Origin of the sequence: Salinimicrobium profundisediminis (genome assembly GCF_026241755.1) — a bacterium.
GTDB lineage: Bacteria > Bacteroidota > Bacteroidia > Flavobacteriales > Flavobacteriaceae > Salinimicrobium > Salinimicrobium profundisediminis.
Genome location: NZ_JAPJDA010000005.1, coordinates 86,646 through 102,735, shown reverse-complemented (window position 1 = coordinate 102,735; position 16,090 = coordinate 86,646). Strand labels below are relative to the sequence as shown.

The window sequence follows — 16,090 nt, the reverse complement described above, 5'->3', positions numbered from 1 at the left end:
GCTTATACCATGCGGGTCAATAAAGTTTTACCCTTCATTTTTTCCCGCCTGTCACAAGCCGATCCTATCATTACTCCCATTAGCAACCCTCCCAGAGGGCTGTAATATTTAAAACTTGATTCTGTATAGAAGAAAAGCAATAAAAGTAGAATGAAGCCTGCCGCCAGCCCTACACGCATGCCTAACATGGCGCAATAGCCTTCGGGAACCAAACCAAAATCTGTACGTAGAAATTTAACCAGATTTTTAAGGTGAGCCTGCAGTTGCTCATCACCATTATTTCCTTCCAGGTTAATGTCTTTGAACATAATATCCAGCTTGTGTTCAAGTGGTGCCAATTTTTCTGGCGGAAAATTCTTGTATTTCACCTCCTGAAGGATGGTACTAAAACGCTGCCTGATCTTTACCGACTCTGTTGTGCCCGGTGCTGCCGTGTATCGGTCTAACCGTTGAATGGCCTCCTCTATTCTCATTTTTTGAAAGTATGCGCTTGTTACCTGTTTGACGCATATTTGAGAAGAAAGTTACTCTAAAAACACCTCTTTTATAAAAAAACAGCAATTATTTTTTAAAACCCTGTGTGGCGTTGGCCTCAGAAGTAGTACAATTAAAAACTATTTATATCCTGCCGCCTGCAGGTTGAACAATTCCGAATACAGCTTATTGTTTTGCATAAGTTCTTCGTGAGTTCCCAGCTCAAGTACAGCCCCATCTTTTAAGACCATGATCCTGTCGGCAATTCGCACTGTGCTAAAACGGTGAGAGATAATCACGGCCGTTTTGCCCCGGGTAAGTTTAATAAACCTGTCAAAAGCTTCAGTTTCGGCACGGGCATCAAGAGCCGAGGTAGGTTCATCGAGGATCAGGACTTCGGCATCTTTCATATAAGCCCTGGCAATGGCAATCTTTTGCCACTGGCCGCCAGATAGGTCTTTTCCCTGCTTGAACCTTTTGCCCAGCTGTTGGTCATATCCAAAAGGCAGTTCACTCACAACCTGGTTTGCTAGGCTTTTTTCGGCCGCCCCTTCTATACGGCCCTGGTCATTAATTTTGGTGATCTCGCCCATCGCAATGTTTTCCCTGAGGGTGAGTTCAAATTTTACAAAATCCTGAAAAATAACACCAAAGTACCTTTGATAAGCCGCCCTGTCAAATTGTTTTACAGGAATGCCATCCAGTAAGATCTCACCTTCAGTGGGTTCGTAGAACTGAAGCAATAATTTAATAAGTGTCGTTTTTCCGGCGCCGTTCTCTCCAACAAAAGCAAGCTTCTCCTCGGCTTTCAGCTTAAAATTGATATTCCTCACCACCCACCTCTCAGACTTCGGATATTTGAATCCTACATTCCTGAATTCTAAGCCTTCTTTAAGTTCCTTCGGAAGCGGAGTTTTACCTCCTGAAGCCGATTCGTGATAGGAAAGGTCAAGAAATTCGAAATAATCCTGAAGGTATAGTGCGGTCTCGGTGATTGCGGTAAAGCGGGTGAAAAATCCCTGCAGCTTTTGTCTTAGCCGGTTAAACGACCCGGAAAGAAAAGTTAGGTCCCCCAGGGAAAAAACCCCTGCCACGGTTCTAAAGATAATCAGCACATAGGCCCCATAATAAGCTGTGGTGCCAATAACGTTGAAAAAAGATCCCCAGCCGGCACGCTGCTTCGCCAGTTGTTTGCTCTGGGTGTAATAAAGATCAGACAATCCCTTGAACCTGTTGGCAAGATAGTCTGAAAGGCCAAAAAGCTTCACCTCTTTGGCGGTCACATCACTGGCTCCCGCATACCTCAAATAATCGAGCTCCCGCCGTTCCTGCGTCCAGCTTCTGGCCAAAGAATAACTGGTACCGCTAAATTTAACCTCGTTGATCATGGTGGGAACGATAGAAACTACCAGCAGAATAATAAGCCAGGGTTCAAAAACCACCACTCCCGCCAGTAAAGTAGCGATCACTATAATATCTTCGGCCTGGGTAAGAATGTTAGACATCAAGCCAACCCGACCTGTGGTTTGCTGGCGTGCCCTTTCAAGCTTGTCGTAGAATTCTGAATCTTCGAGTTCATCAAGGTTTACTTCGGAAGTTTTCCTGATGATCTTTACTGAAGTATTAATTGAATACTGGTCTCCTAATAACGCGTCACTCAGGCTAATACCACGGCTAAAAAGATCAGATAACACGGCCAGGGCAAATTCGGCTGCCACCAGTGCCCATAGGTGATCAAGGTCTTTGACATCTGCCGCTATTTGTACTACCACCTCGTCAATGATCAATTTTCCCACCCAAAGCATAAGCACGGGCAATACAGCATTTGTAAGACGAAGAAAAATATTCAGGTAAAAAAGCCGCGGATTAACTTTCCTGATCTCCCCGAAGAATCGCGGCACAAATTTTAGGGAAGCAAAACTCTCCCGGAATTTAAATTTATTGGGTTCAAGCGATTTTTGGGGTCGTGGCAAATTATTAAAGTATTAGGTTAAGTAACGGCTTAAGCCTGCTCAAAAATAGCATTTTTGAGGCAGATTATACTCCGGGAATACAGGAAGGGAATTCGCGAGAAAGAAAATTTGAAAATGTAGAACTAAAAGCTACTTCGGAAGGATTGTAGTAGCTGGAAAGCTTCAGTTTATCAATATTTAGATTAAATTGTTGCTTCAAAACACCCATTTTTCACTTCCGGAAGCATTCTACTTCAGTAGTTTTTATTTCAGTCTTGAAGGAAAACATTTTCAGAAATAATAAACACAGAAGTTTCAGAAAAGAGCTTTAAAAATGCCATTTTTGAGACCCCAGAAGATCACATCACGGAAAAATTCCGAAGAAATTTCAGAAAAATTATTAGACAAAATACCAGCCGTGACTGCCTGCCACCGCTCCAAAAATGGTGATAAGGCTTAACACCAGTAAAACCCAGTGGGCGCGGTGAATAATCCTAAAAGCCTTTTCGGGGTCTTCTGCAGCGTATTTCCTGAATAGCCTGTGTAAAAAGAAAGGTTCAAGAATAAAAAGGATCACGGTGAAAATGATCCATACCAGGATCATTGCGTGAATCCACCAAAACCGCAGGTCAAGCAGTCTTTCCCAGCCGTAAAGGTGCAGCATATAGAAACCTGTAAGTGCTGTGAGCAGGGTGGTGATTTTTGCCTGTAGCGAAAATCTTCCTTCAATCTTTTCAAAGGTTTCCATCTGTTCTTCCCTGGAACTCATTCTCTTTACCGCCGGAATGATTACGGTAGTGACCATAGAAACTCCACCTATCCACACAACAACTGCCAGGACGTGAAGTACACGGGCCAGGGTTAAATATTCCATAGTGAGAGTGCTCTTTTTAGGAGGTTAATGCTGATAAAATTAGAGGAAACAGCCATGCCTCCTGCCGGGCATAACATACCTCTCAAAAATGTTATTCACCTTTCTTTTTATCACCATTTACAGGCCCGGCTTCGGCAAGGTAAAAATGATCAAGACTGAAAATAAAGGTAGCCCAAATGATAACCAGTACCACCGAAACAGTGATGCTTACAGTGCGGCCCAGGTAATATCCCATAAAAAAATCGGTAAGGATGGGCAGGGCTGCGGCGGGCAAAATTCCCACAACGGCAAGTAAAATTCTCCTGCGGGCATCTACAATTAGTTCTGCACCACAATTTCTACATTCCCAGGGGGAAAACACATTCTGAAAAAAGTGCTTTTTAAGGTGCAGCCAAAAGGAATACTTGTAACCACAGTTAGGACAGGTTCTTGCTTTCATGATGTGTAATTTATTGCGGGAGGCAAAAGTATTGAAGTTTCTTATAAATAAGTTAAAACTTTTAAAAATTATAGACTTAATTGAGCGCTAAAACTTTTCCTAAAAACTTTAGCGCTTAGTTATTTACTTTTTATTTCAATGTTTCTTCAAGCCATTTGAAAAATTCCTTTTGCCATACAATTGCGTTTTGCGGATTTAAGATCCAGTGGTTTTCCATAGGAAAATAGAGCAATTTACTTTTAATTCCACGTAACTGTGCTGCCTGGAAAGCTTCCAGCCCCTGCCCTATGGGTACGCGAAAATCTTTTCCGCCCTGTACGATCATGATGGGTGTATCCCATTTTTGTACAAAGTTCACCGGATTAAAATCGGTATAGGCTTTGGGAACAGGGTCTTGCCAGTAAGCGCCACCCATATCTTTATTTACGAAGAAAAGTTCTTCAGTAGTACCATACATGCTGCGGGTATTGAAAATTCCGTCGTGAGCAATGAAGCTTTTAAATCGGCCTTCGTGCATTCCGGCAAGAAAAAACACGGAATACCCCCCGTAGCTTGCACCTACAGCACCCAGGCGGTCTTTATCTACATATTCTTCTTTACTTACGGCATCAATAGCCGATAAATAATCCTGAATGTTTTGTCCGCCCCAGTCACCGCTTATTTGTTCATTCCACGCAACGCCATGGCCGGGCATTCCCCTGCGGTTTGGTGCTACCACGATATATCCGTTTGCAGCCATTAACTGGAAGTTCCACCTAAAGGAATAGAACTGAGACAAAGCCGATTGTGGCCCGCCCTGCAGGTAAAGAAGGGTGGGGTACTTTTTATTAGGATCAAAGTCGGGAGGATAGATCACCCAGGTAAGCATCTCCTTCCCATCGGTAGTGGGAACCATCCGCTTTTCAATCCAACTCATTTTTATTCCGTCATAAAACTCATCGTTCACGTGGGTAAGCTGGGTAAGGTCTCCTGTTTTGAGATTAACCGTATAAATTTCGGCTGCATGGTTCATATCGGTCCTGGTGACTACCAGGATATTTCCCGATTGCCCTATCATTCCCGTTAGATCAAACTGACCTTGCGTGATCTGCTTAACTTCAGAAGCTTTTTTGGAGAATGGATCAATTTCAAAAAGCTGCTGGGTGCCTTTTACAGGGGCCAGAAAATAGATCTTTTTGCCATCATTACTCCATAAAAAGCTATTCACTGTTCCGTCCCACTGCTGGGTTAGATTTATTTTGCGGCCGTCTCTCAACACGATAATATCATTCTTATCGGCTTCATATCCGGGTTCGTCCATTTGCAGCCAGGCCAGAACTCCATTTTTGGAAAATGCCGGCTGAGTATCGTAACCTTTATTTTCTGAAGTAAGATTTTCGGTAGTTCCTGTAGCTATATCATAGACATAGATGTCGGTATTTGTACTAACGGCATAATCTTTTCCTTTAAGCTTCTTAGACACGTAGTACACCTTTGTGCCATCATTGTTCCAGATATAATCTTCGGGGCCTCCAAAAGGTTGCAAAGGAGTATCGTGAGGTTCGCCTTCCATGATATCGATCTCTGCCTGGGTTGAAGTATTGTGAAGGAATAAATGGCTGTAATGCCCATCTTCCCATGTATCCCAATGCCGATAATTGAGGTCGTCATAAATATATACGTCAGATTTTTTTAGATCGGGGTAGAAATCTTCTCCTGTAACAGGCTCCACTTCCACTTGCTTCGGAATGATCTTCCATTCCCCTGTAGGTGAAGTTTTTCCGTCACTGTAAATGCTGTCGATACTTTTGACGGCAACCGGCTCTCCTCCTTTTAGCGGGATTACAAAAGTTTCTGAAGTGCCTTGGTTTTCAACCATATCATAAGATCGGGTCCTGAAAATGACACTTTTGCCATCCTCTGTCAATCCCACGCCCGATACGCGATCAATAGACCACAGCTTCTCGGGGGTCATTACCTGGGCGTTAGCGCTAAAGCCGAAGGCTATAAACAATAGAAGGATAAATAAGTTTTTCATGTTTGAATTTATTAATACCGGGAAATTCCCCCGGGAACTTTATGGGGTAAAAGCCGTTAAATTGATATGTTAAAAATAAGAAAAAAGCCTGATGTAGAGAGGTGAAAAATTCCTTGCAACCAATTACCGAAGGCGAAACAGCAATACCTTTTCCTCTTCTCCTGGAAAGCTTATTTCTTCAGCACACTGCATTCCCAGTTTTTCCAACAGCTTTTGAGAAGCGAAGTTTTGTTTAGAAGTTATACCGGTGATTTTAAATTGAGGGATTTCTGCCTTTGCAAACCTTAAGAGGCCCGATGCAGCTTCAAATCCATAGCCCTGTTGCTCATATTGGGGTAAAAAGGCAAAACCTATATCGAGATCACTAAAGCCGTTCCTGACATTGAGGCCGCAAGTACCCAACTTTGCCCCATCGGCTTTGCGAATCACAACGTTATTGGTAAAACCCAATTTTTCGAGCTGCGGCAGCATTTTTTCGACGATGTATTCTTCTGCTTTTGCAATACTGGTAATATTTCGATCTCCAATGTGTTCAAGCCATTTTGGGGTGTTGAGAAGCTCGTAAATAAAAGCGGCATCTTCTCTCCCGGCAGGCCTTAGATAAAGCCTCTCAGTTTCATATAAGGAAACAGGTCTCATGAAAAAACAGAAGGGATTTTTGTCATTTTTGAATAGTTTACTCAGATTTTTCAGCCGGTAGTTTGCTGAAATACTTCAGTAGGCTCGAATTCCGCTTTTGGCGCTATTACATTCAGAAAAAACTTCAGAAATAACTGCTTCCACTTCAGAAGAAATCTTCAGAAGGAAAAAATTTCCGAAGTGATAAAACAACGAATATTACCTAAGATGCGGAGAAACCTTTGGGTTTAGATCTTTCAGAAAAAGATTGAGCTTTTGCAAGGATTCAGTTTCTATGAAATGCTTCTCGATACGCATTGATTCGTTGTGAGTTTCAATTTTATAGCTATCCATATACCGCCTCACCCTTTTGATATCTGATAAAGCAATGCTCTTAGGGATAATAGTATGCCTTATAAGCCGGTCTTCGCGTATGGTGAGGTATTGATATTTTTGGCGGTAATAAGATGTACCTGCCTGAAGGATCCCCAAAAAGATCCATAAATAGCTAAATACTGAACTGCTATTGATGTAAACAGCAAAAAAACCTAACCCAATCATGGTAAGGCCGTACCCGTAGTTGTTCCTGATGACGCTTTTGCAATATCTAATTTTCATGACCTGCACTTTTAAAGTGTTACTTCGGACTCAGTAATTCCTGTTAAATTTTTAACAAGGTATAAATAACAAAATAAATATCCGAATCAATAGGGAAAAACCTGCATCAAGATCTTCAAAACAGTAGAATACAATAACATGGGAATATCGAACTTCAGTAGTCTTACAACTCCTAAAGCTTCCCAAATCACAAGAGAAAATAAATTAGTATTTTGAGCCATTCAAACTAAATCCAAATTTTTATGTTCTCAAAAAAATACCTGCTTGTATTTTTCGCGGCCTTTGCTGCAAGTGCACAATCTACTGATGATGACCTTTTAAAAAAGGCTCAGGAGATCCACCATGAAGTAATTACAATAGACACCCACAACGATATTAATGTAAATAATTTTACTGCCGAAACAAACTACACCCAGGATCTTGACACCCAGGTTAACCTGCCAAAAATGGAAAAAGGAGGGGTTGATGTCACCTGGTTGATTGTCTATACCGGGCAGGAAGAACTTAACGCTGCAGGTTACGAGACGGCGCTTAAACAAGCGCTCGCAAAATTTGAGGCCATTCACCGGCTTGTAGAAGATATAGCTCCAGAACAGATGGGCCTGGCCACCACCAGTGCCGAAGTTCGCAAATTGGTTGCACAGGGAAAGAAAGTGGCGATGATTGGCGTTGAAAATGGCTATCCTATTGGGACAGACCTACAAAACGTTGAGAAATTCTATGATCTGGGCGCGCGCTATATGTCTTTATCTCATAACGGGCACAGCCAGCTTTGTGATTCAAACACCGGCGAAGCTAATAATGAGTGGCTACATGGCGGGCTAAGTGATTTGGGGAAAGAAGTTGTAAAGGAGATGAACCGCCTGGGCATGATGATAGACGTTTCGCACCCTTCTAAAGAATCTATGCGCCAAATGATCGAGCTGTCTAAAGCTCCAATTATTGCTTCACATTCTTCGGCAAGAGGTTTGTGCAACCACAGCCGAAACCTTGATGATGAGCAGCTGCAGTGGTTAAAAGAGAACGGCGGGGTGATTCAAACAGTAGCTTTTGACGCTTATCTCAATACCGAAAAGAACAATGCTTATGATGCTGCGGTGAATAAGGTTTATGCTGAAGTAGGTAAAAAAGTAGGTTTTGAGCTCCTGCCCCGTACTGAAGTATGGCAAATGGAAGAGGAAAAGCGCAGTGCCTACTACGAAGATTTCAGAAAAATGAGAAAACTGGCCGAGCCAAAAATCAAAAAATTAAAAGAAAAAGTTCCACCGGTAGGCATAGTAGATTTTGTAGACCACGTAGATTACCTGGTTGAGAAAATTGGAATAGACCACGTGGGGATTAGTTCAGACTTTGATGGCGGCGGCGGAATAGAAGGCTGGAGTGATGCCTCTCAATCTTTAAATGTGACTCTCGAGTTAGTCAAAAGAGGCTATACCAAAGAAGAGATAGCTAAACTTTGGGGCGAGAACTTACTGCGGGTACTTGACGAAGTACAGGCCGTGGCTCAAAGTCTTCAAACGAAGTAAAAAAATACTACGGAACAAAAACTGCCTGAGATTTGCCCTTTTTAATACCTAAAAGGCTGTTTCAGGCAGTTTTTTTATTTAAAAAAGGAATCTCGAAAATAGAAACATTCAAATATTTCTGAAAACAGGTGGTTTTAAAGCTGACTTCAGCAGAAGAAGGGCTACAGGAAATAGCTCTATAACTTCAGAAAAGATCATCTTCAAAAATGCCATTTTTGAGAGGTAAAAAGATCTTAAGCCTTTGACTTTCTCACCTTTTTATCCCAATAAACAAAGGCTATAAACAAAACAAGACTTATTATAGACGTCCAGATAAGACCCGTTTTGAGACGCTCATAATCTCCTCCCAAATAAGCAATAAAGACTATGAGGGGTGATATACCCAGCATGGTGGCGCCAATGAATTTCCAGTACCCCATTCTTAAGACTCCGCCTACAAAACTAATGGCGTCGTTAGAGAGGAAAGGACTTAGCCGGACAATAATTACCGTCCAGAAGCCGTAATCGTCAATAAAATCTGATATCTTTTTTTCAGTTTTATGCCCCACCACTTTCTCCACGATCACAGGCCCAAAATAGCTTCCAATAAAATAACCGATGCTGGAAGCCAGGAAAACAGCGACAAACAGGATGGCTGCTCCTGCCCATGGCCCGTAAGCCAGTACGGTCACTACCATGAGCAAAGGAGTGGGAATCACCAACAGGAACATTTGCAACACCATGGTTATGATAATTACCACCGGCCCAAACCACCCGAATTGAGAGACCCACTGCTGCGTACGCTGCTTATCGCCACTGGTAAGCACATCCCAGCCGTTATTTAGAAAATCCTGCACCTGCGGTATAAAGAAATAACTTAGTACAAGTGCCACAACAATCGCAAGGGAAATATATAAAGGGGCTTTACTCTGCTTTACAGAAGGGGTTTCAATAGGATCGGGCATAAATTATTTAGATGTTATGGTTACACGGTGAATGGTTCCCGGTTCACCTTCACTGGAGATATACAAATTCCCTGAACTGTCAAAAGCAAGGCCTTCGGGCTGCGGAAATGCTTTTTGATCGAGCAGGTGGAATTCTTTGGGAGTTCCCGATGCATCTAAAATTAATAACCTCGGCTCCCGGGCTTCAAGAATAAAAATTTCTCCGGTTTTAGGATGTATTGCAACTTCGGAAGGAAAAAATGATTCTCCTCTTTTCTCTTCTCTAATCTCGTTGAAGATCTCCTCCTCAAAAGTCAGGGTGAACACCGGCGCTTTATTCACTTCCATAGAAGGTAACTGGGCGGCATAAATACCTTTTTGATCTTCAGAATTGGGGTCAAGAACCTTTACAGCAAGCAAAAGCCTGTCTTCAGCTTCATCATAGAATAATCCTTCCATATCATTTTCTTCAGTAAAAAACGTATCGAAGGTTTTCACCTGTGCTGTATTCATAAAATCTTCTACCTCGTAAATTTTTCCGTTAGCTTCAAGAATATATGCCGTATTCTCTTTTATCGCTATACCTTCAAAATCGCCATTTGCTGCAAATTGAATTTCTTTTTCAATCGCCGAATTATCGAGGTTATAAATAAAGATGCTTCCTTTTTCATCCTGCACACAGGCAATCTTATTAGAACCTAAAAATGCAATTCCCGAAACTTCAGCCAGTTGAGGTGGCAAATCCCAGGTTTGGTCTATGGTTATATCTTTAGAAATATTGGCCTGGTATTCTTCGACCTCTTTCTCATAAGTGAATATAAAAGCTGCCGATAATAGCAAAAGACCAGTGGTAATAAGGAATACCGTTTTATTATGTCCCATTCTTTTCATTGTTTAAAAGTAGAAAAATTAATACTCGGGTAGAAAGATTTTAATCTTTCCTTGAAAAACATTAGCAGGGTTTTAGGAAATCTCATTTCCTAAAGTTTTTTAAACTTGAGGACTTTTTTTTGTAAGTCTTCGTTTATTTGACAGACATTTAACCTATGATTTTGAAAAACCTGCAATTGACGCCTGTAAAAAAATGGGTGTTAGGGATCTCACTAACATTTATCGCCCTTTTTGGCTTCTTTTTCCTGAGTATTTACTGGGGTTGGTGGGGAAAGTTGCCCGATACTGAAGAACTGCGGAACCTCAACCAGAATGAAGCCACAGAAGTTTTTTCTTCGGAAGGAAAACTACTGGGGAAATATTACATTTTTGACAGGCAGCCGGTGCTCTATGAAGATCTACCTCAACATCTAATAGATGCTCTTATTGCGACCGAAGATGTAAGGTTTTATGAGCATTCGGGAATTGACAATCGCAGCCTTCTGCGTGTATTTTTCAAAACCATTCTCATGGGAGATGAATCTTCGGGAGGCGGTAGTACCATCACTTTACAACTTGCAAAAAACCTTTTTGGCCGAAAAGATTACGGCCACCTTAGCATTGTGGTTAATAAAGTGAGGGAAGCCATCATTGCACAACGGCTGGAAGATATTTATTCTAAAGAGGAGATCATCAAACTTTACTTTAATACGGTTCCCTTTAGTGACAACACCTACGGAATAGAAAGTGCGGCCATGAAATTCTTTAATTCCGGCACAAAAGACCTTACCCTCGATGAAGCTGCAACCCTGGTGGGCACGCTAAAAGCATCACATTATTACAACCCGCGGCTTTTTCCCGAAAGAAGCCTGGAAAGGAGAAATGTGGTGCTGTCTCAAATGAACAAGTATGGTTACCTTCCTTCCGAAGAATATGTGAAAAACCGGGTTAAACCCCTGGAATTGGATTATCAGTACTTCAGTAACAATGATGGGGTGGCTCCTTACTTCAGGTCACAGTTAAAAAAAGAACTCAGTAAGATCCTTGACACTCTTGAAAATGAGAAGGGAGAACCATACAACCTTTACAGGGATGGCCTGCAGATTCACACCACGATAGATTACCAGATGCAGCAGCTGGCAGAAGAAGCCATGAAAGAACACATGACTTCGCTGCAGCAGCAGTTCGAAAAAGCATACGGCAAAAATGCACCCTGGAAAAGAGAGGATATTTTAAACGAAGTACTTCAAAACAGCAAACAATATAAAAACCTTGCTGCTGCCGGCTGGAGCCGGGAGAAAATCATGGATTCCCTGCACCGCAAAACCGAGATGGAATTGTTTGACTGGGGGCAGAAGAAATTGCTTTCAGCCAGTATAGCCGATAGTTTACAGCATTACATGAAATTCTTAAACATGGGAATGATCAACCTGGATCCTTCAACCGGGGCAGTAAAGAGCTGGGTGGGAGGAATAAATCACAAGTATTTCAAATATGATCACGTCTCTCAAAGCAGGCGGCAAATTGGCTCTATTTTTAAGCCAGTGGTCTACACTGCAGCAGTTGAAGCCGGTATAGACCCCTGCACTTATTATTCGGTTAGGGAAGTGACCTATGAGGGTGGCTGGACTCCTTCCAATTCGGGTAGCGAGGAAGAAGATCCTTATACCAAATATCCCATGGCTACAGCTTTAGCGCAATCTGTCAATACTATTGCTGTAAAAGTGCTTTTTGACGTGGGGCTTGGAAATGTGCTTACCCAGGCCAAAAAGATGATGTTCCCAGATGATCTTCCCGCCTACCCTTCTATTGCTCTTGGAACGGCCGAAATGAGTGCCGCCGAACTCGCCGGCTCATTTTCGAGTTATGTGAATCGTGGGAAAGCGGCCAAACCTTATTACCTCACCAAAATTCTGGATAAGTACGGCAATGAAATCGCCACATTTGAACCACAGGTTGCGGCACAACCTGCTTTCTCCAATACCACACGACAGGTGATGATAGAAATGATGAAAGGCACAGTGAATTCGGGAACGGCGTCAAGATTGAGATACAAGTATAATTTACCCAACGATATTGCCGGAAAAACAGGTACTACACAAAATAACCGTGACGGCTGGTTTGTGGGGATCACACCAAAACTGATCTCTGTAACCTGGGCAGGTACCGATGATGCAAGGATTGGCTTCCCGTCTACCTATTTAGGGCAGGGAGCAAATTCGGCTTTACCGGCTTTTGCCATACTCCTGCAAAAGATGAATGCCAGGCCTGAATTCAGCGACATCACCCAGGCAAAATTTGCAGCACCTTCTTCTACGGTACAAATGATGCTCAATTGTGAACCCGAAAAAAGAGATAACTTCCTGGAAAGACTTTTCACTAAAGGAGACAAGCCTAAAAAGGCCAAAAAAGAAAAAAAAGGCCTGTTTGGTAAGATCAAAGGCCTGTTTAAAAAGAATAATTAAGTGGAATATAAGGTTTGAATTGATCTTTATATTCAAATATTATATTTTACTGCTAATTAAAGGCTAATCCCTTCCGAAGCATAAAGGACAACTGAAATACCTACGAAAAAAGGGTGTCAAAAATGCTATTTTTGACACCCTTTAAAATTTTAGTTTCAAGAGAAATTTCCTGGAAATATTAAAATGTCGCCTGATTAATTTTTTGCCGCAGCTTCCTCATATAATCTTCCCTAAGCCAGTCGCGGTAATTTTTGGTGCTGTTGCTTATACAGTAAGAGTACTTGCGTATACGGTAGGCTATATCTTCTTCAAGCTCTTTAGCTAAAAGACGGGCATCAAAGACATCTTCACTGTTTTCTACACACATGGTAGTATGCTGGTCTAAAGAACGCTCGAGAACTGTTTTAGATTTAAGTCCTTTTTTAATGATATCGTCGTATTCTTCATCTACATCAAAAGACACATCTTTAGTGTTTGCAAATTTCTTCCGAAGTTCTTTTGGCATTTCATATCTAAAATTCTGCTCAATTTCTTCGTCGCTTACCAGGTTCTCAAGGAAGTAGTCTGGAGATCTAAAAATTTGCTTCCAGTCAATAGGTGCACTCCAAAGGCCAAAGCGTGCAGCATTGTTTCCAAGATCTATAACCGAGAATTCGCTTTTTCCGGGTAGTACACGGGAACCACGACCAATCATCTGGTAGTAAAGAGTAAGAGATTTTGTAGCCCGGTTCAAAATAATCGATTCCACCGAAGGTTCATCAAAACCAGTTGTAAGTATACTCACCGAAGTTAAAATAGCATCGGGTTTTTTCCTGAACCAGCGTAAAATGTCTTTTCTATCCTGTTTGCTGGTGGTATTGTCAAGATGCCTTACATCATAACCTGCATTTCGAAAAGTCTCGTATACCTCTTTTGAAGTGTTTATCCCGTTATTAAAAATAAGGGTCTTCTTGCCCTGAGATTTTTCCATGTAAGCATCGAGAAGCTTCTCCTGCATGCTAAAATTAGAATACAGTTCTTCGGAAGATTTCACGGTATAATCTCCATTTATACCAACCTTAAGCGTAGACAGGCCTACATCATAGCTATAGGTATTGGCCTTTGCTAAAAATCCTTTAGAAATTAAGCTGCTTATAGAATCGCCCACAATAAGTTCCCGGTAATTATCTTTCATGGGAAGCTTGATATTTGAGCTAAGAGGCGTGGCTGTAACCCCAAGGATAAAACACTTATTAAAGAATTTAAAGAGCTTTCTAAAAGAATTGTAATGAGCCTCGTCAATAATCACCATTCCCAGGTTGTCTAACTCTACTTTGTCGTCGTTAAGGCGATTGTTAAGAGTTTCTACCATGGCGACAAAACACATGAACTCATCCTGGTCTGGCAGCTCTTTGATGCTGGAATTAATGATCTTGTTGTGCACCCCAAAACCGGTGAGCATTCGGGAAGTTTGCTTACAAAGCTCTATTCTATGGGTAAGGATAAGCACCTTTTTATTGGCACGCTGAATATATTCCCTTACTATTTGTGAAAATATTACTGTTTTGCCCCCACCAGTAGGAAGCTGGTAAAGAAGGTTGTAGCGTTCGGGATGAGCTTCGAGCACCTTAAATATCTTATCGATATCCTCCTGTTGGTACTCATAAAGTTCCTTGTCCATTTTTTTCTCAACGATCCCGAAAGTGTCCTGCGTCATCTATTTTTTTCTTTCAATTGCAATTTTGCAAAAATAGCTGAAATAAAGGTTCATCCAAAAATTTAGACCAAAAAATCCTGATAAAGAATTTTTTGCGTTTAACAATCTTCTCATTTTAAATGAGTTATCTTTACAAATGGATTCTTTTCCTGCCCCAGGTTTTCGTTTTTGTTAAGTCGGGATCATGTATGTGGAGTAAACGAAAACAAATAAAGCTTATAGCGTCTTTACGTGGTAATAAATTACTTAAAGACCTTCCGCAGGAAGACCTTTTGAAGCTTCTTTCTGAAATGGAGGAAGTTGTGTGGCCAAAACACACCTGTAACATCAATAAAGACAGGACCTTCTATTATTTTCACTTTCTCGTATCGGGCAGGTTAAAAGTCTACCAGATTGAGCAGAATACCGGAAGGGAGTTCACCTTTTTTCTTCTGGGAAATACTGATGCCTTTGATATTCTCTGCCTTCTTGACGGATATGAACACAACGTTTATTACGAAGCCATAGACCGGGTTGTGCTTTTATCTCTTCCTATGGAAAGAATGAAAATATGGGTATCGAACCATCCCGGGGTCAACAAAAACCTTCTACCATATATGAGTAATCAAATGAGAATTCTGGAAGAGTACGCCTCAAACGTCACATTAGTTGATATTTCTACAAGGTTAGCCAGGCTTATATTGAGTAACATAAACAAAGAATCGCGTGAACTGGAGTTGATCAATGATCTTTCTAACGAAGAGCTGGCCAATTTAATTGGTTCTACCCGGGCTGTAGTAAACCGACATTTGCAGGAGTTCAAAAATGACGGAATCATAAGCCTTGGCCGGCAAAAAGTTGAGATAAAAGATATAGATTTGCTTCTCCTGAAGGCTAATAAAAACGGGGCTTCAGCTCCTTAATACTTTAACACGATATGCTACCTGGGTAGTATTTGATCCCATTTGCTCATAGTACTTTTATAAGATATTAATCCAAAATATATGAGCTATGAAAAATTTAATTTTTGGAATGTTCCTGTTTGGTTTTATTGCCACAGGTAATTCACAGATCCTTTTAGAGGAAACAAAGATCGAATACCAACCGGTATCATTGGCACTAGATCGAAAGTCCCACCAGCTTTCGATTGAACTACCCGAAAAATTGTCGGGGGAATTTCAGCAAAACCCATTGGCTTTTATGAAAACCAGGTTTAATGTACAAAAGTTCCTGAAAGATAACGAAGAAACAGATTATGATGCTTTTGAAGTTTTTTTCAAAAGCAAAAAAGGGTATTTAAAAGCCTCTTTTAACAAGACTGGAGACCTTATTTCTTCAAATCAGAAATTTAAAAACATACCCCTGCCCCAGGATGTGCGTTTAGAGGTCTTTAGACTTCACCGGAATGCTATGATAGAAGGTACAAAATATACCGCATTTTCAAAAGGATGGGATATTACTAAAGAGATCTATAGAATAAAAATTAAAGATGGTGACAAGACTCGCAGAGTCCGCATCAATAGGAACAATGACCAATTGTCTCTCGCCGGATTCTAAGAATAAAGAACTAAAAAAAGAGACGCCGAAAAGCCATTTTTGACACTTCAGGTTTACTTCTTTTAAAATTTAAACCCGAACG

The 16,090-nt window shown here is 41.3% G+C and carries 15 protein-coding genes; 4 read left to right on the top strand and 11 right to left on the bottom strand.

What is annotated here, in order from left to right; translation table 11 throughout:
- Nucleotides 1–2: 2 nt before the first annotated feature.
- From OQ279_RS04385 to OQ279_RS04350, 8 genes are all read right to left on the bottom strand, one after another.
- Nucleotides 3–473 carry a hypothetical protein gene (locus OQ279_RS04385; protein ID WP_266068600.1) on the bottom strand — a complete coding sequence of 157 codons (471 nt, stop codon included), beginning with the start codon at nt 471–473 and terminating at the stop codon, nt 3–5.
- Nucleotides 474–614: 141 nt separating this feature from the next.
- Nucleotides 615–2,447, bottom strand: a complete 1,833-nt coding sequence (locus OQ279_RS04380; RefSeq protein ID WP_266068599.1) for an ABC transporter ATP-binding protein — start codon at nt 2,445–2,447, stop codon at nt 615–617.
- 64 nt (nt 2,448–2,511) lie between these two features.
- Nucleotides 2,512–2,646 carry a hypothetical protein gene (locus OQ279_RS04375; protein ID WP_266068598.1) on the bottom strand — a complete coding sequence of 45 codons (135 nt, stop codon included), beginning with the start codon at nt 2,644–2,646 and terminating at the stop codon, nt 2,512–2,514.
- Nucleotides 2,647–2,826: 180 nt separating this feature from the next.
- Nucleotides 2,827–3,300, bottom strand: a complete 474-nt coding sequence (locus OQ279_RS04370; RefSeq protein WP_266068597.1) for a hypothetical protein — start codon at nt 3,298–3,300, stop codon at nt 2,827–2,829.
- Between the two features lie 91 nt (nt 3,301–3,391).
- Nucleotides 3,392–3,739, bottom strand: coding sequence for a hypothetical protein (locus tag OQ279_RS04365; RefSeq protein ID WP_266068596.1), 348 nt, complete (start codon nt 3,737–3,739; stop codon nt 3,392–3,394).
- A 130-nt stretch (nt 3,740–3,869) separates the two neighbouring features.
- The gene (locus tag OQ279_RS04360) at nt 3,870–5,756 is read right to left on the bottom strand and encodes a S9 family peptidase (protein WP_266068595.1); all 1,887 of its coding nucleotides are present in this window, start codon (nt 5,754–5,756) and stop codon (nt 3,870–3,872) included.
- A 123-nt stretch (nt 5,757–5,879) separates the two neighbouring features.
- Nucleotides 5,880–6,395, bottom strand: coding sequence for a GNAT family N-acetyltransferase (locus OQ279_RS04355; protein WP_266068594.1), 516 nt, complete (start codon nt 6,393–6,395; stop codon nt 5,880–5,882).
- A gap of 198 nt (nt 6,396–6,593) precedes the next feature.
- Nucleotides 6,594–6,992, bottom strand: coding sequence for a hypothetical protein (locus OQ279_RS04350; protein ID WP_266068593.1), 399 nt, complete (start codon nt 6,990–6,992; stop codon nt 6,594–6,596).
- Nucleotides 6,993–7,234: 242 nt separating this feature from the next.
- On the opposite strand from OQ279_RS04350, the gene OQ279_RS04345 reads away from it, so the two are divergent.
- Nucleotides 7,235–8,518, top strand: coding sequence for a dipeptidase (locus OQ279_RS04345; RefSeq protein WP_266068592.1), 1,284 nt, complete (start codon nt 7,235–7,237; stop codon nt 8,516–8,518).
- Between the two features lie 233 nt (nt 8,519–8,751).
- On the opposite strand, the gene OQ279_RS04340 is transcribed toward OQ279_RS04345, so the two are convergent.
- Nucleotides 8,752–9,462 carry a TVP38/TMEM64 family protein gene (locus tag OQ279_RS04340; RefSeq protein WP_266068591.1) on the bottom strand — a complete coding sequence of 237 codons (711 nt, stop codon included), beginning with the start codon at nt 9,460–9,462 and terminating at the stop codon, nt 8,752–8,754.
- A 3-nt stretch (nt 9,463–9,465) separates the two neighbouring features.
- Nucleotides 9,466–10,323 carry an SdiA-regulated domain-containing protein gene (locus OQ279_RS04335; RefSeq protein WP_266068590.1) on the bottom strand — a complete coding sequence of 286 codons (858 nt, stop codon included), beginning with the start codon at nt 10,321–10,323 and terminating at the stop codon, nt 9,466–9,468.
- A 164-nt stretch (nt 10,324–10,487) separates the two neighbouring features.
- Here OQ279_RS04335 and OQ279_RS04330 point away from each other — a divergent pair, with 164 nt between their 5' ends.
- Nucleotides 10,488–12,776, top strand: coding sequence for a transglycosylase domain-containing protein (locus OQ279_RS04330; protein WP_266068589.1), 2,289 nt, complete (start codon nt 10,488–10,490; stop codon nt 12,774–12,776).
- 178 nt (nt 12,777–12,954) lie between these two features.
- Here the strand turns inward: OQ279_RS04330 and OQ279_RS04325 are convergent, their stop codons facing one another.
- Nucleotides 12,955–14,472: a DEAD/DEAH box helicase gene (locus OQ279_RS04325; RefSeq protein WP_266068588.1), complete on the bottom strand. Its 1,518-nt coding sequence runs from the start codon at nt 14,470–14,472 to the stop codon at nt 12,955–12,957.
- A 119-nt stretch (nt 14,473–14,591) separates the two neighbouring features.
- On the opposite strand from OQ279_RS04325, the gene OQ279_RS04320 reads away from it, so the two are divergent.
- Both OQ279_RS04320 and OQ279_RS04315 read left to right on the top strand, forming a co-directional pair.
- Nucleotides 14,592–15,374: a Crp/Fnr family transcriptional regulator gene (locus OQ279_RS04320; RefSeq protein ID WP_266068587.1), complete on the top strand. Its 783-nt coding sequence runs from the start codon at nt 14,592–14,594 to the stop codon at nt 15,372–15,374.
- An 88-nt stretch (nt 15,375–15,462) separates the two neighbouring features.
- Nucleotides 15,463–16,008 (top strand): hypothetical protein, encoded by a 546-nt coding sequence (locus OQ279_RS04315; RefSeq protein WP_266068586.1) that lies wholly within the window; start codon nt 15,463–15,465, stop codon nt 16,006–16,008.
- The last annotated feature ends 82 nt before the right edge of the window (nt 16,009–16,090 follow it).

What these genes read in the sequence shown, in the direction of transcription:
- OQ279_RS04385 (WP_266068600.1), bottom strand. Translation starts at nt 473, where the DNA reads ATGAGAATAGAGGAGGCCATTCAACGGTTAGACCGATACACGGCAGCA.
- OQ279_RS04370 (WP_266068597.1), bottom strand. Translation starts at nt 3,300, where the DNA reads ATGGAATATTTAACCCTGGCCCGTGTACTTCACGTCCTGGCAGTTGTT.
- OQ279_RS04365 (WP_266068596.1), bottom strand. Translation starts at nt 3,739, where the DNA reads ATGAAAGCAAGAACCTGTCCTAACTGTGGTTACAAGTATTCCTTTTGG.
- OQ279_RS04360 (WP_266068595.1), bottom strand. Translation starts at nt 5,756, where the DNA reads ATGAAAAACTTATTTATCCTTCTATTGTTTATAGCCTTCGGCTTTAGC.
- OQ279_RS04355 (WP_266068594.1), bottom strand. Translation starts at nt 6,395, where the DNA reads ATGAGACCTGTTTCCTTATATGAAACTGAGAGGCTTTATCTAAGGCCT.
- OQ279_RS04350 (WP_266068593.1), bottom strand. Translation starts at nt 6,992, where the DNA reads ATGAAAATTAGATATTGCAAAAGCGTCATCAGGAACAACTACGGGTAC.
- OQ279_RS04345 (WP_266068592.1), top strand. Translation starts at nt 7,235, where the DNA reads ATGTTCTCAAAAAAATACCTGCTTGTATTTTTCGCGGCCTTTGCTGCA.
- OQ279_RS04340 (WP_266068591.1), bottom strand. Translation starts at nt 9,462, where the DNA reads ATGCCCGATCCTATTGAAACCCCTTCTGTAAAGCAGAGTAAAGCCCCT.
- OQ279_RS04335 (WP_266068590.1), bottom strand. Translation starts at nt 10,323, where the DNA reads ATGGGACATAATAAAACGGTATTCCTTATTACCACTGGTCTTTTGCTA.
- OQ279_RS04330 (WP_266068589.1), top strand. Translation starts at nt 10,488, where the DNA reads ATGATTTTGAAAAACCTGCAATTGACGCCTGTAAAAAAATGGGTGTTA.
- OQ279_RS04325 (WP_266068588.1), bottom strand. Translation starts at nt 14,472, where the DNA reads ATGACGCAGGACACTTTCGGGATCGTTGAGAAAAAAATGGACAAGGAA.
- OQ279_RS04320 (WP_266068587.1), top strand. Translation starts at nt 14,592, where the DNA reads ATGAGTTATCTTTACAAATGGATTCTTTTCCTGCCCCAGGTTTTCGTT.
- OQ279_RS04315 (WP_266068586.1), top strand. Translation starts at nt 15,463, where the DNA reads ATGAAAAATTTAATTTTTGGAATGTTCCTGTTTGGTTTTATTGCCACA.